Source organism: Adlercreutzia aquisgranensis (assembly GCF_943193145.1).
Classification (GTDB): Bacteria; Actinomycetota; Coriobacteriia; order Coriobacteriales; family Eggerthellaceae; genus Xiamenia; species Xiamenia aquisgranensis.
In genome coordinates, this window is sequence record NZ_CALPDA010000001.1 from 236,647 (window position 1) to 253,549 (window position 16,903).

General features: G+C 64.3%; 12 protein-coding genes. 10 read left to right on the forward strand and 2 right to left on the reverse strand.

Annotation, left to right across the window (positions count from 1 at the left end):
- Window positions 1-319: 319 nt before the first annotated feature.
- The 7 genes from NFR41_RS00900 to NFR41_RS00930 all read left to right on the forward strand — a co-directional run bounded on the left by NFR41_RS00900 (window position 320) and on the right by NFR41_RS00930 (window position 9,776).
- Window positions 320-2,236 (forward strand): FAD-dependent oxidoreductase, encoded by a 1,917-nt coding sequence (locus NFR41_RS00900; RefSeq protein ID WP_251230315.1) that lies wholly within the window; start codon window positions 320-322, stop codon window positions 2,234-2,236.
- A gap of 207 nt (window positions 2,237-2,443) precedes the next feature.
- Window positions 2,444-2,932 (forward strand): hypothetical protein, encoded by a 489-nt coding sequence (locus NFR41_RS00905; RefSeq protein WP_251230316.1) that lies wholly within the window; start codon window positions 2,444-2,446, stop codon window positions 2,930-2,932.
- A 131-nt stretch (window positions 2,933-3,063) separates the two neighbouring features.
- The gene (locus NFR41_RS00910) at window positions 3,064-4,737 is read left to right on the forward strand and encodes a c-type heme family protein (RefSeq protein WP_251230317.1); all 1,674 of its coding nucleotides are present in this window, start codon (window positions 3,064-3,066) and stop codon (window positions 4,735-4,737) included.
- A 142-nt stretch (window positions 4,738-4,879) separates the two neighbouring features.
- Window positions 4,880-5,602: a response regulator transcription factor gene (locus tag NFR41_RS00915; protein WP_160213344.1), complete on the forward strand. Its 723-nt coding sequence runs from the start codon at window positions 4,880-4,882 to the stop codon at window positions 5,600-5,602.
- A 236-nt stretch (window positions 5,603-5,838) separates the two neighbouring features.
- Entirely contained in the window at window positions 5,839-8,358 is a 2,520-nt protein-coding gene (locus NFR41_RS00920; RefSeq protein ID WP_160213345.1) for a molybdopterin-containing oxidoreductase family protein, read from the forward strand.
- A 14-nt stretch (window positions 8,359-8,372) separates the two neighbouring features.
- Window positions 8,373-9,038: a 4Fe-4S dicluster domain-containing protein gene (locus NFR41_RS00925; protein ID WP_160213346.1), complete on the forward strand. Its 666-nt coding sequence runs from the start codon at window positions 8,373-8,375 to the stop codon at window positions 9,036-9,038.
- A 60-nt stretch (window positions 9,039-9,098) separates the two neighbouring features.
- Window positions 9,099-9,776 (forward strand): molecular chaperone TorD family protein, encoded by a 678-nt coding sequence (locus NFR41_RS00930; RefSeq protein ID WP_251230318.1) that lies wholly within the window; start codon window positions 9,099-9,101, stop codon window positions 9,774-9,776.
- 498 nt (window positions 9,777-10,274) lie between these two features.
- Here the strand turns inward: NFR41_RS00930 and NFR41_RS00935 are convergent, their stop codons facing one another.
- Together NFR41_RS00935 and NFR41_RS00940 are read right to left on the reverse strand one after the other, a co-directional pair.
- Window positions 10,275-10,415: a hypothetical protein gene (locus NFR41_RS00935; protein WP_251230319.1), complete on the reverse strand. Its 141-nt coding sequence runs from the start codon at window positions 10,413-10,415 to the stop codon at window positions 10,275-10,277.
- A gap of 326 nt (window positions 10,416-10,741) precedes the next feature.
- Window positions 10,742-12,340 carry a helix-turn-helix transcriptional regulator gene (locus NFR41_RS00940; protein ID WP_251230320.1) on the reverse strand — a complete coding sequence of 533 codons (1,599 nt, stop codon included), beginning with the start codon at window positions 12,338-12,340 and terminating at the stop codon, window positions 10,742-10,744.
- 253 nt (window positions 12,341-12,593) lie between these two features.
- Between NFR41_RS00940 and NFR41_RS00945 the strand changes: the two genes are divergently transcribed.
- From NFR41_RS00945 to NFR41_RS00955, 3 genes are all read left to right on the forward strand, one after another.
- On the forward strand, window positions 12,594-14,111 hold the full coding sequence (locus tag NFR41_RS00945) for a flavocytochrome c (RefSeq protein ID WP_251230321.1): 1,518 nt from the start codon (window positions 12,594-12,596) through the stop codon (window positions 14,109-14,111).
- 345 nt (window positions 14,112-14,456) lie between these two features.
- The gene (locus NFR41_RS00950) at window positions 14,457-15,494 is read left to right on the forward strand and encodes an alpha/beta fold hydrolase (RefSeq protein WP_251230322.1); all 1,038 of its coding nucleotides are present in this window, start codon (window positions 14,457-14,459) and stop codon (window positions 15,492-15,494) included.
- Window positions 15,491-16,774, forward strand: a complete 1,284-nt coding sequence (locus NFR41_RS00955) for an amidohydrolase family protein (protein ID WP_251230323.1) — start codon at window positions 15,491-15,493, stop codon at window positions 16,772-16,774. The genes NFR41_RS00950 and NFR41_RS00955 overlap by 4 nt, the downstream gene beginning before the upstream one ends.
- Window positions 16,775-16,903 lie beyond the last annotated feature (129 nt).

Below are 16,903 nucleotides of genomic sequence, written 5' to 3' on the forward strand. Positions count from 1 at the left end.
GCTGGCGTCACCCCCCCCCCTATGCGTTGGTTGATTCCTTCCTTGTCGCTATTATGGCACAACCGCGCTTCCCTCGTTTCGCGCCGTTTCAAGGCCTTCGTCATCATGCCTGCTCACATGATCTATACCTAAGAAATACCAAACCCTATGACGCTGCTTACCCATTATTTCCGCAACCATGGGCCCTTGGGCGGTGGTTGCCTCCCGATAGACTCCTTCTAGGTCGAAGCGGCCGTGTGCGAATGAGCGAGGAAGGTCGTTCGGCCAGCTGTTGGGAGTCTGCGAAGGGCAGGCGAGCGAAAGGAAAGGAAGGGTTGATATGAGGGAGACGAAAACGGGTATCGACAGCTCCATGAGCCGGCGTGCGTTTCTCGCGAGCGCGGCTGCGGGAACGGCAGGCATTGCAGCGGCGGGTATTTTGGCTGGCTGCAGCAGCGGATCGGGAGCCAACGGCGCGAAAGAAGACAACGATCGGGACGGTCGTGCGGAAGAGGGCGATGCGAAGAAGACCGATGCGGTTGCTGCCCCCGATGTGTTCACCGACGGAATCTATTTGACGAAGGCGGTGAGCATGCATGGCCCCATCAACGTTAAAACCGTGATTGCCGATGGGAAGATTGCCGAAGTGGCCGTGCTCAACAACCGCGAAAGCTATGTTATCGGCGAAGCCGCCGTGAAGGCCATGCCGCAGCGAATCGTCGAAAGTCAGTTCGTCGATGTCGATTGCGTGACCGGAGCCACGCTGACGAGCATGGCGATTCGGAATGCCGTCCGCGAGGCTATAGGCAATGCCGGTGGGGATGCGCGCGATTTCGAGGGCTACGTGGCGCCCGAACTCCAGAAAAGCGATGTGTCCAAGGAGTGCGACGTCGCCATCATGGGTGCGGGCATGGCTGGGCTTATGGCGGCTTGGCAGCTGGCAGAGGATGGGAAGAACGTCATCGTTTTCGAGAAGATGCCCTATGTCGGAGGGTGCCTTCCCATTACGAGCACGGCCTGGAACGCTCAGGAGACGATCATTCAGAAGGCGTGGGGGCCGGAGCAGATCTTTGAGGGCTGGAACACTATGCAGGCTCAGCTTGATCAGTACCTCAACGGCAGAATCGAACCCGATAGCCCCTATTACAACCCCGACATGCCTTTCATCAAGCCCATGTTCGAAGCGGTTCGCGACGCGACGGACAAGATGATTAATATCGGCGTGGGCTTTTGTCCGATTAGTGACTGGCCGGCTCCGCAGCTTGCGCCGGGCGCGTTCTCTATCGGCGGCAAATTCTGCCTGGATATCATCACCAACTACCTCACCTATCAGCTTGGGGTCAATATCATCACCGAAGCGCCGGTGACCAAGCTGGTCATGGACGGCGATGCCGTGAGAGGGCTTGTTGCCGAAGGTGCGGACGGCACAACCTACAACGTCTCGTCTAAGGCGGTTCTGCTTGCCAGCGGCGGCTATGCCTACAATAAAGACCTGATGAAGCAGTACCAGCCCGACGACTTGAAGTTCACCATCATGGCTCCGCCGTGGGCGACGGGCGAAGGCATGCTCATGGGGCAAGATGCGGGGGCTGCCCTTGTCGCCATGGATCAAGGGGTCACCAGCCATTACTCCGGAGCCGTATCGAACGCCGAAATCTCCTACATTCACTACGTGTGCCCGGGCGTTGTCGTGAACGGTAACGGCAGTCGATTCGTCAGCGAGAGCTTGGAGTACAAGCAGGCTCTGAGGCAGTTCAAGGAGCAGGACTCCACGGATTTCTACTGGGTGTTCGACGAGATATCCCGTCAGGGAATGGTTCCTTCCGGCAATTCGTACCGCCTGGACTACACGTTTTTGCTGGAAACGGGCGACGCGACGGAAGGGGAGAACTACCGCGATCTCGCCGAGAAGCTCAACCTTCCGGAGTTGGTAGCTTCTCTTGACGCGGTCAACGAGTGCGTCGCGAACGGCACCGAAGACGAGTTCGGCAACGTCAAGCTGCGCACCATGTTGGTCGACGGCCCCATGTATGCGATCAAGGTCACGCCGACGCCCTATATTGCACAAGGCGGTCTTATGATCGACCCAGCGTGCCATGTGCAGCGCGAGGACGGCTCGCCCATCAAGGGCCTGTATGCTGCGGGCGACGTTACCGGCTCCGTCGAGAACCGCGATGGCGCCATGTACCGTATCGGCTTGACGCAGGCCATCGGCTATGGCCTCATTGCCGGAAGGACTATGGGCGCTGAGGTTTAGCTGCGTCCTTTTGCTATAGGTTTCCGATTCTTGCGAAGAAGGCCCGGCGAGTTGGGCTGCCCTTCGTTTCTCAGGTGAGAGAAAGAGGGGTGGCGCAATCGCAGGGCCTTTTTCATGGGCGAATTGCACGACAAACGGCGCAGCTTCTGTCACAATCGAATGGGCTACACAAAATGCGGGGTCTTTCGATAGCGGGAGGCTATGGGGATGGCGGAGGATAGCAGCGGTGCCGATAAAGTGATTGCGAGCTTTCGGGCTACGGATGGCTCGGGGGTGTGGGAACTGTACCGCTGGGGCATTTCCGTAGGCGGGCAGAAACATTATTTCACCAAGCAGTCCCATATCGTGTCCACGGGCGCTCTCGGCAGGACCGAGCGGAGCATGCAGGTGGTCGAGGAAGCCGACGATGGATTCGGTTCATTGGCTGCTTTAGCGGTCTACCAGGAGACAGGCAGCTGGCGGGATGCGGGATTGGCGGCCTGGGCCCTGGGCGGTTCGGATGTGCGGGTGCGGACCGAGGAGCGTCAAGTGCCGGGTAGCGTACAGCTGTCCATCGGCGGTCTGCGACTGGGCCGCCGACGCGACGTCTCGCTTCGCTATCGGGAGGACGGCCGGTGGGTCCAAGCAGATGCTATTGCCCGCTTTGCCGACGCGACCTTGGTTGCCATCAGGGATTATCGCATGAGCTCACTGTGAGGGGAGAAGGTGTTCAGGGCGTTGAGGTAGAGCAATCGCTGACCTCGCGGCTCCTTTGAACTCGGTGAGTCGGTATGGTAGGATTCCCGGGACTGCGCGTAGGCGGAGGGTTTTGGCGAAGACAGGGAGCCATGAGACATCGCAGGTTCAGCCTGAAGACCATCTATTTGGCCGTGCTTACGGCTGCGTTTTCCCTGTCGTTCTTCGCGTTCGTCATGTTCGATATCGGCTCCCAGCAGCGCCAGGCCGAGGCCGCCTTGCTGGAAGAGGCCCGCACCTTCGCTCGGGAGATGGACGCGGTGTGGCAGTTCATGGACAACTCGCAACACACCATCAACAACACCTCCGACGGCACCTACGAGTTCAAAGGCCTCCATTGCGCCGTGGTGGGCAAAAGCGTGGGGCGCCTGTTCTCCGTGGGCAGCGACTACGCCATCCGCTACACGAACTTCGACCCTCGCAGCGAGCAGGATATCCCCGACGCGTTCGAGTCGGAAGCCCTGGCATCGTTCTACGTCGATTCTTCGGTGACGGAACGCTACGGCGTGGCCGACTACAACGGCGAGCAGCGGTTTCGTTACATGCAGGCGCTCGAGGTGGACGAGAGCTGCTTGGAGTGCCACGGCTCTCCGGCCGGCGAGCTGGACATAACGGGGCACGCGAAGGAGGGCTGGGAACGGGGTGGCGTTGGCGGTGCCATCAGCATCGTCATTCCCATGGACCAGCAGCAGCAAGCGCTTCGGGAGAACGTCATCCACGACACGCTGTTCTTCCTGCTGCTCATGATGGTGATAGGCGGGGTGGTGTATCTGACCACCACCAAGTTCGTGATGAAGCCGCTGGGGCGTTTGCATGGCGCGTTCGAGGAGATGGGCGAAGGCCGCCTGGAAACCTATGTCGACGAGGGCAATGCGGCGAAGGAGGTGGGAAGCCTCATCGACGAGTTCAACGGCATGGCGGGCGAGCTGCGCGGCATGTACGAGCATCTGGAATCGCAGGTGCAGGTGCGCACCGGCGAGCTGCGCCAGGCCAACGAGCTGCTGGAGCGCCAGCGCGACTCTCTGGAGAAGCTCAACGGCGAGCTGGCGCAGGAAACGCAGTTCAAGTCAGACATGCTGTCCATGGTGAACCACGAGCTGCGCACACCGTTGACCTCCATCATCACCTTCGCCCAGATATCGCGCGACGCGTGCGGCCCCGACAGCGACAAGGAGCGGCGCGCCTGGGATCACGTGGAGAAGAACAGCCAGATCCTGCTGACCATGATCAACGACATGCTGGACATCGCCCGCTCCGACGCCGGCACCGTGCATGCCACGTGCGAGCCCATGGACCTGGGGGACGTGGTGGCGCTGGTGCGCGGTACCATGGCGCCGCTGGCGACCCGCTACGAGGTGTCCTTCTCCGCATCGGTAGCTTCGGATGTGCCGCTGGTGATGGGCGACTACGAGAAGACCGCCCGCATGGTGGAGAATCTGGCCAGCAACGCCATCAAGTTCACGCCCGATGGCGGAAGTGTGGACGTGCGCGTGACGCTTGCGAAGAAGCCGGCGGCGGTGGTGATCGCCGTGAGCGACACCGGCATCGGTATCGCCGACGAGGACCAGGGGCGCATCTTCGAACGCTTCGTGCAGGTGGACAGCACTTCTACGCGCAAGTACGCGGGAAGCGGGCTGGGCCTTGCCCTGGTGCGCGAGTACGCCGACCTGCAGGGATTCGCGGTGTCGGTGGAAAGCCGGCTTGGCCAGGGCGCCACCTTCACCATAACCATCCCAGCGAATCTGATTGTGGACGGGGACGAGTGATTCGGCGCATGTGACGGGAGACGGCGGCGTGTGCGGCTGAGCAGGCGGGTCGCGCGGTCGAGCGGGATGCGGGCGGCGCGACCGGATGCGGGCCGGCGCGTTCAGCCGAGGCGGGAAGACGAGCGAGGGCAAGGAGACGTTAATGCACAAGATCATGGTGATCGACGACGAGGAGGAGCTGCGCCAGGCCCTGGAGGAGCTTCTGGTGACCAACGGCTACGCCTACGTGGGGGCGGCCGACGCGGTGAGCGGCATGGAGTTGCTGGCCCGCGAGAAGCCCGACCTGCTGCTGCTTGACGTCATGCTGCCGGGCATCAACGGCTTCGACCTGTGCTCCCGCATTCGCGAAGAGGGCCGGCGCGTGCCCGTCATCTTCCTCTCGGCGAAGAACGATATCGTGGACAAGAGCATCGGTTTTCGCGTGGGCGGGGATGATTATGTGACGAAGCCCTTTGATGCCGCCGAGCTGCTGCTGCGCATCGAGGCGAACATCCGTCGCCACAAGGAGGACCTGGATTTCTCGCGCGTGCACAACCGGAAGGGGTCGGCGCGTATCGGGGAGCTGGAGGTACGCTTCGGGGAGTACGAGGTGCGGCTTCGAGGGCAGGTGGTGCCGCTCACCACCAAAGAGTTCGAGATTCTTGCCTGCTTGGCGGCCCATCCCGGCAAGGTGTTCACCCGCCAGCAGATTCAGGAGCACGTGTGGGGAGAGTCCGACGAGGGGCTCAAGCCCACTAACAACATCACCGTATTCGTGCGCAAGATTCGCGAGAAGATCGAGGAGAACCCTTCCGAGCCGAGGTACTTGTTAACGGTTCAGCGGGTGGGCTACAAGATGGCAGAAGCCGTGGAGCAGCTCTGTTGATACCGGTTTGACCAGGGAATTTATCTGCCGTTAAGATTTTTTTAACCGGCGGTTTCCCGAAACGGACCAAAACTAACGGCCGATTTATAGCTTCGTTTCGACCCCAGCCGTAAAGTTGCTCTCAGAAGCCCGGGGAGAGGGCTTTTCAGCTTGCCGAAGCGAGGGGCCGTCCCCCTCGTACCCCTCGTGGGTGCAGGCGAAGACGAGTGCTCGGCCATTTCGACAGGAGGAGACCTATGGCTGAACAAACGACGCAGGGGTTCACCCGCAGAAGCTTCATCAAGGGTGCGGCTGCGCTCACCGCTGCCGGTGCGCTGGTGGGCTGCAGCTCCCAGACCGACAACCTGAAGGAGATCGACGCCGATCAAGTAGCCGATTCCTCGCAGGGCGATACCCAGGTGAAGGCCGACGCGGTTCCGGTTCCCGAGACCAAGATCTTCGCCGGCGCCTGCCGCGCCCAGTGCGGCCAGGGCTGCTACCTGAACGTCCACGTGCGCGACGGCCAGGTAGTGCGCACCACGGCCGGCCACTTCGACGACGGGCCCGAATTCGACCGCATCTGCCCCAAGGGCCTCACGCAGCCGGCGCGCGTTTACAGCTCCGAACGCCTGCAGTACCCCATGCGCCGCGTGGGCGAGCGCGGCGAGGGCAAGTTCGAGCGCATCAGCTGGGACGAGGCCATCAAGGAGGTCACGGACAAGTTCAAGGCCTACACCGAGGAGTTCGGGCCGAAGTCCATCGCCATGTTCCTGGGCAGCGGCAACACGGCAACCCTTGGCGGCGCGGCGCCGGAAGGCTCGCTCATGAAGCGCCTGCTCGCCGTCATGGGCGGCAGTCGCGTGTTGCCCGATCGTGACATCGCTACGCCCATGGCCTGGGCTTACATGTTCGGCGCTGGGCCTTATGCGAACCGTTGCTCCGATACCGTCAATGCGAAGCACCATGTGATCTGGGGCGGCGACATCGCCGTGTCCGACAAGCAGCGCGCCCACTTCTTCCTGGAAGCGCGCGACAACGGCACCGAGCTGGTGGTCATAGATATCGCCTTCCGCACCATGCCTTCCAAGGCCGACTGGTTCATTCCCGTGCATCCCGCTACCGATGGCGCCTTGGCGCTGGGGGCCATCCGCTACATCCTGGAGCAGGGCTGGGAGGCCACCGACTTCCTTCGCGACCATACCGAAGCTCCTTACCTGGTCAAAGAGGACGGCATGTTCCTGCGCATGAGCGACCTTGGCGTCGAGCCTACCACCACTACCAATGCGCAGGGCCAGGAAGTGACCGTGGACCCGCAGTTGGTGTGGGACGAGGAGACCCAGGCCCCCGCGCTGCCCGCCGAAGCGGTAAGGCCGGCGCTTGGCAACGTGCCCGAGATCGAGGGCATCAAGGTGCGAACCGAGATGGACATGATCCGCGAGGCCGTGGAGCCGTGGACCCTGGAGCGCACCACCGAGGTGACCGGCGTGAGCGCCGAGGACATCCAGCATCTGGCCCATTTGTACACTCAGGAAGGCGACGTGCAGACCGACATGAAGTTCGGGCTGAACCACTACAACAACGGTATGTACAGCTCCAAGTGCGTCAACGCGCTGCTGTTGGTGGCAGGCCAGATGGGGCGCAGCGGTTCGGGCCTGTTCACCGGCGAGCCGAACTTCGGCGAGGGCAACGTTGAAGCCGCCATCACCATGCCCAGCTCCTCCGGCGAGGCGCCGCAAGGTATCGGTGCGATTCTGAACTGGACTGATTTCTGCAACAATATCGTACTTACGGGCAAGAAGATGGGAGAGGACTTCCCCATCAAGGCGTTCTACGTGTCCTGCACCAACATCGTGTCGAACCAGACCGAGCAGAACCGTACCATCGAGATGCTGAAGGCGCTGGACTTCTTCGTGGTCCAGGACATGACCATGAACGACACGGCCCTTTACGCCGACATCCTGCTGCCGGCATGCCATTGGTTCGAGAACGCCGACCTGCGCGTCCGCTACTACACCAACCCGTACCTGCTGTGGAACGAGAAGGCTGTTGAGCCGCTGTACGAGAGCAAGCCCGACGCCGAGATCTACCGCATGATCGCCGACGCCATGGGCTACGGCGACTTCTTCGACTTCACCGACGACGAGTATCTCAATGTGCTGCTCACCACTCCTTACGGCGTGGAGAACGGCATCACCATCGACAAGATTCGCGAGAAGAACTACCTGAAGTGCTCCAACGATCCCACCATTGCCTTCGAGGGCGGCATCTTCGGTACGGCGTCCGGACGCGCCATGTTCTATCGCGAAACGGCAGCGCCGGACTACAACATGGGCCAGGAAGTAGACATCGAGAAGGAGAAGTTCGCCTGCTATTGGGAGCCGGCGAAGGAGGCCGACCTGTCGAATCCCTTGCGCGAGCAGTTCCCCTTCACCATTTGCTGCGAGCATATGCGCACCCGCGCCCACACCCAGTGGTACGACGTAGACTATCTGAAGGAGTTCGAGCGCCAGCCCGTTTGCCGCATCAACCCGGAGGATGCCGCCGAGTACGGCATCAAGGAAGGCGACACCATCCGCCTGTACAACGACCGCGGCTCGGTTACGTTGCTCGCCACCATCAATCCTGGCCAGCAGCGCCGTGCGCTCCATTGCCCGCGCAGCTTCCTTACCCGCGAGCACATCGACGGCGACCTTGCCCGCACCACGTTCAATGAATACAACCAGGCATGCAGGAACCAGTCGTACTTCGACTGCGCTGTGGCCATCGAGAAGCTCTAAGGAGGCTGAGATAGATGACTCGTTACGGAATGGCCATCGATCTGCGCCGTTGCATTGGATGTCAGGCCTGCGCTGCTGCCTGCAAGGTTGCGAACAACAATCCCAAGGACGTCGCCTACAACATCGTGTACACCAAGCCCGATCGCGATTGGGAGGGCTCCTTCGGCACCGCGGTGGTGAAGGGGGCCCTTGCCAACGACAACGCCGGCGGCACCTTCCCCAACTGCACTATGGTGTTTCTGCCCGTGCAGTGCCAGCACTGCGAGAACCCGGCCTGCGAGGCGGCTTGCCCCACGGGCGCCACCTCGAAGGACCCCGAGACCGGCATCGTGTCGGTGGACAGCGAGCTGTGCATCGGCTGCGAGTCCTGCATCAAGGCGTGCCCCTACGAAAACGTGCGCACGCTGGTGAAGTCGCCGGAGTACTATCTTGACGTGGTTGTGGGCGAGCACGACGCGCCGCCCCATGTGGCCGGCACCGTGGAGAAGTGCACGTTCTGCAAGAACCTTATCGACCGCGGCGAGGTGCCCGCGTGCATGCAGCTGTGCCCGGGCCGCGCCCGCTACTGGGGCGATTTGGACGACCCGAGCTCGGATGTGTCCAAGGCCATCCAGGGCCGCGACACGGTGTTTCTGATGGAGAGCGCCGGCACGCAGCCGAACGTGTACTACCTGCAGTAGGTCGTGATGTGCGGGGTGGCGCCTCGTTGCCGGCGCCGCCCCTTTGCGTTGGAGGGGGAGATGAGGATGGAGTTGGAGTCGGTACGCAGGGCCATCGGCGTGGCCGATGCCTGCGAGTTGCTGGACTGCGCGTTCGCCTTTCCCGATGCGGCCTTCGCGGAAGGGGTCGCAAGTGGCGCCGTGGCAAGCGACGTGCGCAGCTGCCTGGCTGACGCCGGCGTGCCCGAGGGCGATGCAGCGGCTGCGGCTGCAGCCCTTGCGCCTTGGGAGGGCGCCGACGCTGCCGGGCTTCTGGCTGCCATGCGGCGCACCTATTCGTTGCTGTACCTGGCCCCCGGCGGCCATACGCCCATCTTCCCCTACGAGAGTGCGTTCCTGCACGTGCAGCGCGGGCTTTCCAAGGCCCCGGCGCTGTTCCGATCCCGCGTGACGCTGGACGTCGAGCGCCAGATGCGCGAGGCGGGCGTGCGGGCGAAGGACGACCGCGTCGAGCCTTGCGACAGAGTGTTCGAGGAGTTCGAGTTCCTATCCTACCTGTACGCGCACCAGGCTGAGGCTCTGCGCTGTGGCGACGACGGGGAAGCGGCTGTTTGGGGCGAGAGGGCCCAGCGCTTCGTCCAAGAGCATGCCGGTGCCTGGATGCCCGCTTTCATGGAGCGCACCATCGAGCTGGCGCCCGATTCCCCCTACGCCGGCTTGGCCCAGGCGGCCTTGGCCCTGTTGCGGCAGCTTCCCTAGGGCGCACGGGACTGCATAGAGGGCTGGCGACGCCCTGCCCACCCCCCTTCGCCCCTTTTGCCGCCCGGCGCCCACCCCCCTTCGCCCCTTTCGTCATCCGGCGCTCCCCTTTGCCCCCTTTGCCCCCTTCGCTCCTCTCGCCTCCTTCGCCGTCGCCCACCCCCCTTCGCCCCTTTCGTCATCCGGCGCTCCCCTTTGCCCCCTTCGTTCCTTTCGCTCCTCTCGCCTCCTTCGCCGTCGCCCGCTCCTTCGTCTTCCTTCGCCCCTTTTGCCGCCCGGCGCCCACCGTCGCCGAAGTGCCCATATCCGTTCATTTTGTCCGGCGGTTTTCGAGCTTTTGATCTGCGGTAACTCAGAAACTCCCAGTTCAGAGCGTTGAATTTCGCTGGACAAAATGAACGGATATGGGTAGTTTTTCAAAGGCGTGCGCATTGGCGAGCGCGGATTGACGCGACCCTTTGCCGCCTTCGCAGCTCTGACGTTGTTGCGACAGCTGCCTTAGCCGCCGCAGCGCTGACCGAAATTCGCGTCGTGCGTCGGCGCGCTTCGACTTTTGGCTGGTTTTTCCGCTTTTACATCGGCGATGGCTGAAAAACCCGGTTTTACATGGCTGGATGGCTGGTTTTTCCGGATTTGCATGGTTGGGCGGCACTTTCCTTATGCAAAGCCGGATTTTTCAGCCAGAAAGGGGCTGCGGGGCTGGCCGTCGGCGCGGGCGGCTAGGGGCTGCGGGGTTGGTCGGCGGCGCGGGCGGCTAACGGAGGCGGGGCAGGCCAGCGACGCGGGAGCCGGCGGCAGCAGGTCTTGCCCGGTGATGCGGCCGGCTAACGGCAGCAGGTCTTGCCCGGTGATGCGGCCGGCTAACGGCTGCGGGGCTGGCCGGCGGCTCGGGCGGCTAGCGGAGGCGGGGCAGGCCAGCGACGCGGGAGCCGGCGGCAGCAGATCTTGCCCGGCGATGCGGGCGATTAGCGGCGACGTGTCGCTTCTACGAGGTCGATGGCCTCCTGCTTGCCGTGAATTCCCAGCTTGGCGTAGACGTTTCGCACGTGCATCTTCACGGTGTTGCGCGACAGCACGAATTTCTCCTCCATGAAGGCCAGGTCGCGGCCTTGGGCAAGCTGTTCGAGCACCTCCGTCTCTCGCGGGGTGAGTCCGAAGCGGTCGGCTAGGGCGCGGCATGGGTCTGCCCAGTAGCGCTTCTCGTCGACGGGGGTTGCGCCTGCGCTCGCGGCATTGCCGTCGCGGCGAGCGCCGTCCGGGGCGGGCGCCCCTGCAGCCGAAAGCATCCTTGCGGCGGCTTCTTCGCCGCTTGCGTCGCCAGGGCTCGAAGCGGCCCTTTCCGCAGCCGGGTCCGCTGGCGAGAAAAGCGGGAAGTCCCTGGCGACGACCAGCAGCAGCACGACGTAGACGAACACGAGCGCCAGCGACGTCGCCTGCGACGCTTCGGGCAGCTGCGCGCCGGCGTTGGCAGCCAAGGCGGCCGCTACGGCACCCGCGAAGTGGCCGAACACCGTTGCCAGCCGCGTCCCGGCGGCAGCGCGAACCATCCTGAGCCTCGTACGTACGAGAGATACCGAGATGACCCAGATGAGAATCTCGAACAGGATGGTACCGCAGTCGGCTAGCACGGAGCTGGCCCGCGGCGCGGCAAGGTCGATCAAAGGCTCCAGCAGGAAGGCGCCGGAAACGCAGATGATTGCGGCGGCGAACAGGGAGCGGGTGTCGGCATTCGGGAGGCACCAGGCGCCGGCGGCGATGGCGACGAACACCGTGACGGCGGCGATGGCTCCTACCGAATTGCCCGGCGAGGCTCCCGTGCGAAGGTAGCCCAGCATCAGGGCCGTGGCGGCGATGCAGGCCAAGGCTTTGACGAGGAATTTGCGGCTCCAGCCGGGCTGCGCCGCCGCGTGCCTGTCGTCCAGCGGGTCGGGCGCCGAGCCGTGGCGGCAGGCCAGCGCCGAGGTGGCGCAGCAGCCGCCTATCTGGCAGAGCGCGCCGAAGATCAGCGCGGCCTCTCCACCGAGGGGCGTCAGCTCGAAAACAAGTCTGAGCAGGCATTCGGCCAGGAACGCAAGGGTCATGGCCAGGCCGGCGGCCTTCGATGCGCGTGCGGGCGCCATAGAGGCGAACAGCAGCAGCACGGCGGCGCTCAGCGGCGGCCCGACGCTCTTCACCAGGAAGATGAGGGCCAGCAGCGCGCCGTCGTCTCGCGGGGCGGCCGTCGTCAGGGCGATAGACCCTGCGACCAGCCCGATGCAGCCCAAGGCCATTCCCCGGCGCAGGATGGCGCTCGAAAGGCCGTATACGGCTGCCCGCCGCCGTTCGCGTCGACGTGCCGCCAGGCAAAGCAGCAGGAAGAACAGCAGGTAGGCAGCCAGGGATGTTCCGCGTATGGAAAGGTAGTCGCCCGGGGGAGCCGCGAGGCAGAGCACGGCGTAGTCGCACGTCCAGGCGCCTGTGAACATGAGGATGAGGCAACACGACGAGGCGAGGACGGCCGGCGGGGCGACAAGCGGGCTCGGCCCGACGGGCGCCGCGGTCCGCTTCGAGGCGGTATCGGCCACGGTCTCCTCCCTTCAGCCGCGCCGTTTCATGACGAATGCCCAGTATAACCCATCGCCCATCCCGTCACACCCCTTTTGGGCGTAATGGGCGCCGCGGGAGAAAACACCCATGGGGGGCGTAGGTGATACGCGCACGCAGCGATATGGTGCGCTTAGCTTGAACGTTATCCAAAACGGATCGGGCAAGCGGCGAGCCAGGGCTCTGAATGCGGCGCGGAGGGCGCCGGTGGCGACTACAAGGAGGATGCCGACCATGGAAACCAAGACCGACTTCACCAAGACCGATTCGTGCGTGCCGAGCGGGCTGACGCGCCGTAGCTTCCTCGTGGGCGTGGGCGCCCTCGGCGCATGGGCGGTGCTGGGCCTGAACGGCTGCGCTCCGTCGGGCGCGTCGAAGGGCGGCGACGATGCCGCCGGCTCGGATGCCATGGACGAAACGTTCGACGCTGTGATCGTGGGCACCGGCGGCGCAGGGCTTTCCGCTGCTATTGCCGCCCATGACAAGGGACTTTCCAACGTGGTGGTGCTGGAGAAGATGGGCGTGGCCGGCGGCAACACCAACTTCTCGTCGAGCGGCATGAACGCTTCGGAAACCAAGTTCCAGAAGGCTCAGGACATCGAGGACAGCAACGAGCTGTTCGCCACGGAAACCCTGGACGGCGGTCACAACACCGGCGACGAGGAGCTGGTGCAGTTCATGTGCGACAATTCCGCGGGAGCCATCGATTGGCTTGACAGCCTGGGCATCCCCCTGGACAACATCACGCTGACTGGCGGCATGTCGGTCAAGCGCTGCCACCGTCCTACCGACGGATCGGCCGTGGGGCTCACGCTGGTGCCGGGTCTGATGGCGGCCGTGAACGAGCGCGGCATCCCCGTGCGCATGAACTGCGAGGCCACCGAGCTTCTGACGGACGACAGCGGCGCCGTGGTGGGCATCAAGGTGAACGAGAACGGCAAGGAGAAGAACCTGGGCGCGCAGGCGGTCATCCTGGCGACCGGCGGCTTGGGTGCCAACCAGGAGATGGTGACGAAGTACCGTCCCGACCTGGCCGGCTACGTTACCACCAACCAGCCCGGCGCAACCGGTGACGGCTACGTCATGGCCGAGAACGCAGGCGCCGAGCTCATCCAGATGGACCAGATCCAGATCCACCCCACGGTGGAGCAGGAGACCTCCACGCTGGTTGCCGAGGGCGTGCGCGGTGGCGGCGCCATCTTGGTGAACGCCGATGGCAACCGCTTCTTCGACGAGATGTCCACCCGCGACAAGGTGTCTGCGGCCGAGCAGGAGCAGCCGGGCGGCTATGCGTGGTGCATGTTCGACCAGCAGGTGTACGACAACAACAAGGCCATTGCCAAGTACGACAGCGCCGGCATTGTGACCACGGGCTCCGATGTGGCCGACCTTGCACAGAAGCTCGACATGGACCCGGCCACGCTGCAGGCCACCGTCGACGCCTACAACGCCATTACCGCCGACGGCGCGACCGACGAGTTCGGCCGTACCGAAGGCTGCATCGTCTTCGAGCCGGGCGCCATGTACGCCATCAAGGTGGCGCCGGGCATTCACCATGCCATGGGCGGCATCCGCATCAACACCCGCAACGAAGCGCTGGACGCGGACGGCAATCCCATCCCCGGTCTGTACGCAGCCGGCGAGGTGACCGGCGGCATCCACGGCAACAACCGCATCGGTGGCAACGCCGTGTGCGATATCGAAGTGTTCGGCAAGAACGTTGGTGAAGTGGTCGCCGAAGCCCTCGCCTAGGGCAATCCTCCTTTTCGGCGGTTGCGGATACGAAAGGGGCGGCGCGTGCGTGCCGCCCCTTTCGGTTGCATGGGGCCGCGGCGGCTGCGGGACTGGTGCGGCCGATCGCTTTAGGTGTGGGGTGCCGGCGATGCGCCGTCGGAGGCGCCGCTCGTCAGCCCCGCCAGGCCGCCGCCTCGCGGGCTGCTGAAAATTCGCGGGGGCTGTTGGGGGCAGGCCGACTACAATAGGCCCGCGACCGCAGTCGCCTTGCGCCGCAGCAAGCTTGCGCGGGCGCGGGCGGCCGCGCATTCTGTTCGCGGCTGCTCACGAGGGGCGCCGGCGCAGACGAGAGAAGGAGGCCCTATGGGCAGCACAGGTGGCGCGTCGGACGGCAACGGCATGTCGGGTACGGCAGGCGCGGCGGGGGAGGGCGCACCTGGCACCGGACGCGCAGATTATGAGGAGTGGGTGACGCTCAACGGCGATCGGCAGAACATCGCTGTACTCTCCGAGGACGTGTCCAACCCGGTCATCCTGTTCGTCCACGGCGGTCCTGGCATCTGCGACCGCCATTGGGTGCGGCACTACCAGTCGGGGCTCGCGAAGGACTACACGCTGGTGTTCTGGGACCAACGCGGTTCCGGCAAGAGCTACACGAAGGCTGTCAAGCAAAGCGTTCCCCAGGTAGAGCAGTACATCCAGGACGCGAAGGTGCTGGTGGAGTACTTGTGCGAGAAGTTCGGTCAGGACAAGATCGTGGTAGCCGGGCACTCCTGGGGCACCGTCATCGGTGTGCCGCTGGTGCAGCGCTACCCCCAGCACATCGCCGCCTACATCTCCCAGGGCCAGGTGGTCAACGGGCCCGAAAACGAGCGCATCTCCTACGAGTTCTGTCTGCGTGAAGCGAAAGCCGCCGGCGACGAGAAGGCCATTGCGGCCCTGGAGGGCAACGGCCCGGTGGAGGGGGTCTATCCCTCCGCGAAGGCCATGCGCGCCCAGCGCGACTGCCTGGTGCGCTACGGCGGGTCGGATTACCAGGACCGCAGCGGCCTGATTCCCTCGCTGCTGATTCCGCTGGTCAAGATGGAAGGCTACAAGCTTGCCGACATCCCGAAGTACGTGGCTGGCGCCCTGTACCTTTCCGATGTCATGTGGCCCCAGGTGGTGGAATGCAACTACGACGCGAGCGCGAGGGCCCTGGGGGTGCCGGTGCTCATGACCGTGGGCCGGCACGACTACAACACCCCCTTCGAGCTGGCCGAGGCGTGGTTTAGCAGCCTGGAGGCCCCCTACAAGGAGATCGTCTGGTTCGACGACTCCGCCCATTCGCCCATCAAGGAGGAGCCCGAGAAGTGGGGCCGGGCCGTGGAGGCGTTTCTAGAGAAGGTGGTGCAGCGATGAAGAGGGCGTTTACCAATGCGACGCTTCTGGACGGAAGCGAGGCCATGGAGCCGCAGCCCGGGTTCACCGTGGTGACGGACGGCCAGACCATAACCGCCGTGGCGCCCGATGGGGAAGCGGACCTGACCGGGTGCGAGGTGACCGACCTGGGAGGGCGCTACCTGCTGCCTGGCCTGGTGAACCTGCACGTGCATATTCCGGCCAACGGGCGTCCGCGCAAGAAGCCCATGGACGCGAAGAAGATCGTGCGCGTGGCCACGGCCAACAAGCTCACGCGAAAGTACGTCGAGCACATGTACAAGACCTACGTGCGCACCCAGCTGCATAGCGGCGTCACCACCATGCGCACCGTGGGCGGCGTGGAGAACTACGACACCTGGGTGCGCGACCTCATCGAGGCGGGCAAGGTGGAAGGGCCGCGCATCCTGGCGGGCAACATGGCGGTGTCGGTGCCGGACGGGCATATGGCCGGGTCGCTGGCTTACGAGGCAACCACGCCCGAAGAGGCCGCGGCTTTCGTGGGCCGCATCGCCCAGGACAAGCCCGACCTCATAAAGCTCATGATCACCGGCGGCGTGCTGGACGCCACCGAGAAGGGCGAGCCGGGCGTGCTGAAGATGGCTCCCGATCTGGTGAAAGCTGCCTGCGACGAGGCGCATCGTCTGGGGTATACGGTGGCAGCGCACGTGGAGAGCCCCGAAGGGGTGCGCGTGGCCCTGGAAAACGGCGTGGACACCATCGAGCACGGCGCCCTGCCCGACGAGCGCATCATCAACCTGTTCCGCGAGCGTGGCGCGGCCCATGTGGCCACCTTGTCGCCGGCGCTGCCCTACGCGCTGTTCGACCCGGCGGTAAGCCATGCCTCCGAGATGGAGCGCTACAACGGCCAGATCGTGTTCGACGGCATCGTGGCCTGCGCGAAGGCCTGCCTTGCCGCCGGCATCCCCGTAGGGCTTGGCACCGACACCGGCTGTCCCTACGTCACTCACTACGACATGTGGCGCGAGGTGAACTACTTCCGCACGTACTGCGACGTGACGCCGGCCTTTGCCCTGTACACCGCGACGAAGCGAAACGCCCAGATAGCGGGCCTGGGAGAGGTGACCGGCAGTATCGAGCCGGGGAAGGGCGCCGACATGATCGTGGTGGCGCAAAATCCGCTGGAGGACCTGTCGCGGCTGCGGCAGCTGGACGCCGTGGTGGCGCGCGGGCGCATGATCGATCGCCCCGTGGTGAAGAAGATGCCCCAGGTGGAAGCCGAGCTGGACAAGTTCCTGTAGGAAGGGCGCCTCGCGCGGGCCGATGGGCGGTGGGCAGTGCGGGCGATTTGCGAACGATGCCGAGCGCGCCCGGCCGTGCGCTTGCTTTGCAGCCGGCACCCCCCCGGTTGTTCCGAGCGCTGGTTGCGT

Bases quoted from the DNA above. Each gene is read 5' to 3' on its own strand.
- NFR41_RS00900 (WP_251230315.1), top strand. From the start codon at position 320: ATGAGGGAGACGAAAACGGGTATCGACAGCTCCATGAGCCGGCGTGCG.
- NFR41_RS00905 (WP_251230316.1), top strand. From the start codon at position 2,444: ATGGCGGAGGATAGCAGCGGTGCCGATAAAGTGATTGCGAGCTTTCGG.
- NFR41_RS00910 (WP_251230317.1), top strand. From the start codon at position 3,064: ATGAGACATCGCAGGTTCAGCCTGAAGACCATCTATTTGGCCGTGCTT.
- NFR41_RS00915 (WP_160213344.1), top strand. From the start codon at position 4,880: ATGCACAAGATCATGGTGATCGACGACGAGGAGGAGCTGCGCCAGGCC.
- NFR41_RS00920 (WP_160213345.1), top strand. From the start codon at position 5,839: ATGGCTGAACAAACGACGCAGGGGTTCACCCGCAGAAGCTTCATCAAG.
- NFR41_RS00925 (WP_160213346.1), top strand. From the start codon at position 8,373: ATGACTCGTTACGGAATGGCCATCGATCTGCGCCGTTGCATTGGATGT.
- NFR41_RS00930 (WP_251230318.1), top strand. From the start codon at position 9,099: ATGAGGATGGAGTTGGAGTCGGTACGCAGGGCCATCGGCGTGGCCGAT.
- NFR41_RS00935 (WP_251230319.1), bottom strand. From the start codon at position 10,415: ATGCAAATCCGGAAAAACCAGCCATCCAGCCATGTAAAACCGGGTTTT.
- NFR41_RS00945 (WP_251230321.1), top strand. From the start codon at position 12,594: ATGGAAACCAAGACCGACTTCACCAAGACCGATTCGTGCGTGCCGAGC.
- NFR41_RS00950 (WP_251230322.1), top strand. From the start codon at position 14,457: ATGGGCAGCACAGGTGGCGCGTCGGACGGCAACGGCATGTCGGGTACG.
- NFR41_RS00955 (WP_251230323.1), top strand. From the start codon at position 15,491: ATGAAGAGGGCGTTTACCAATGCGACGCTTCTGGACGGAAGCGAGGCC.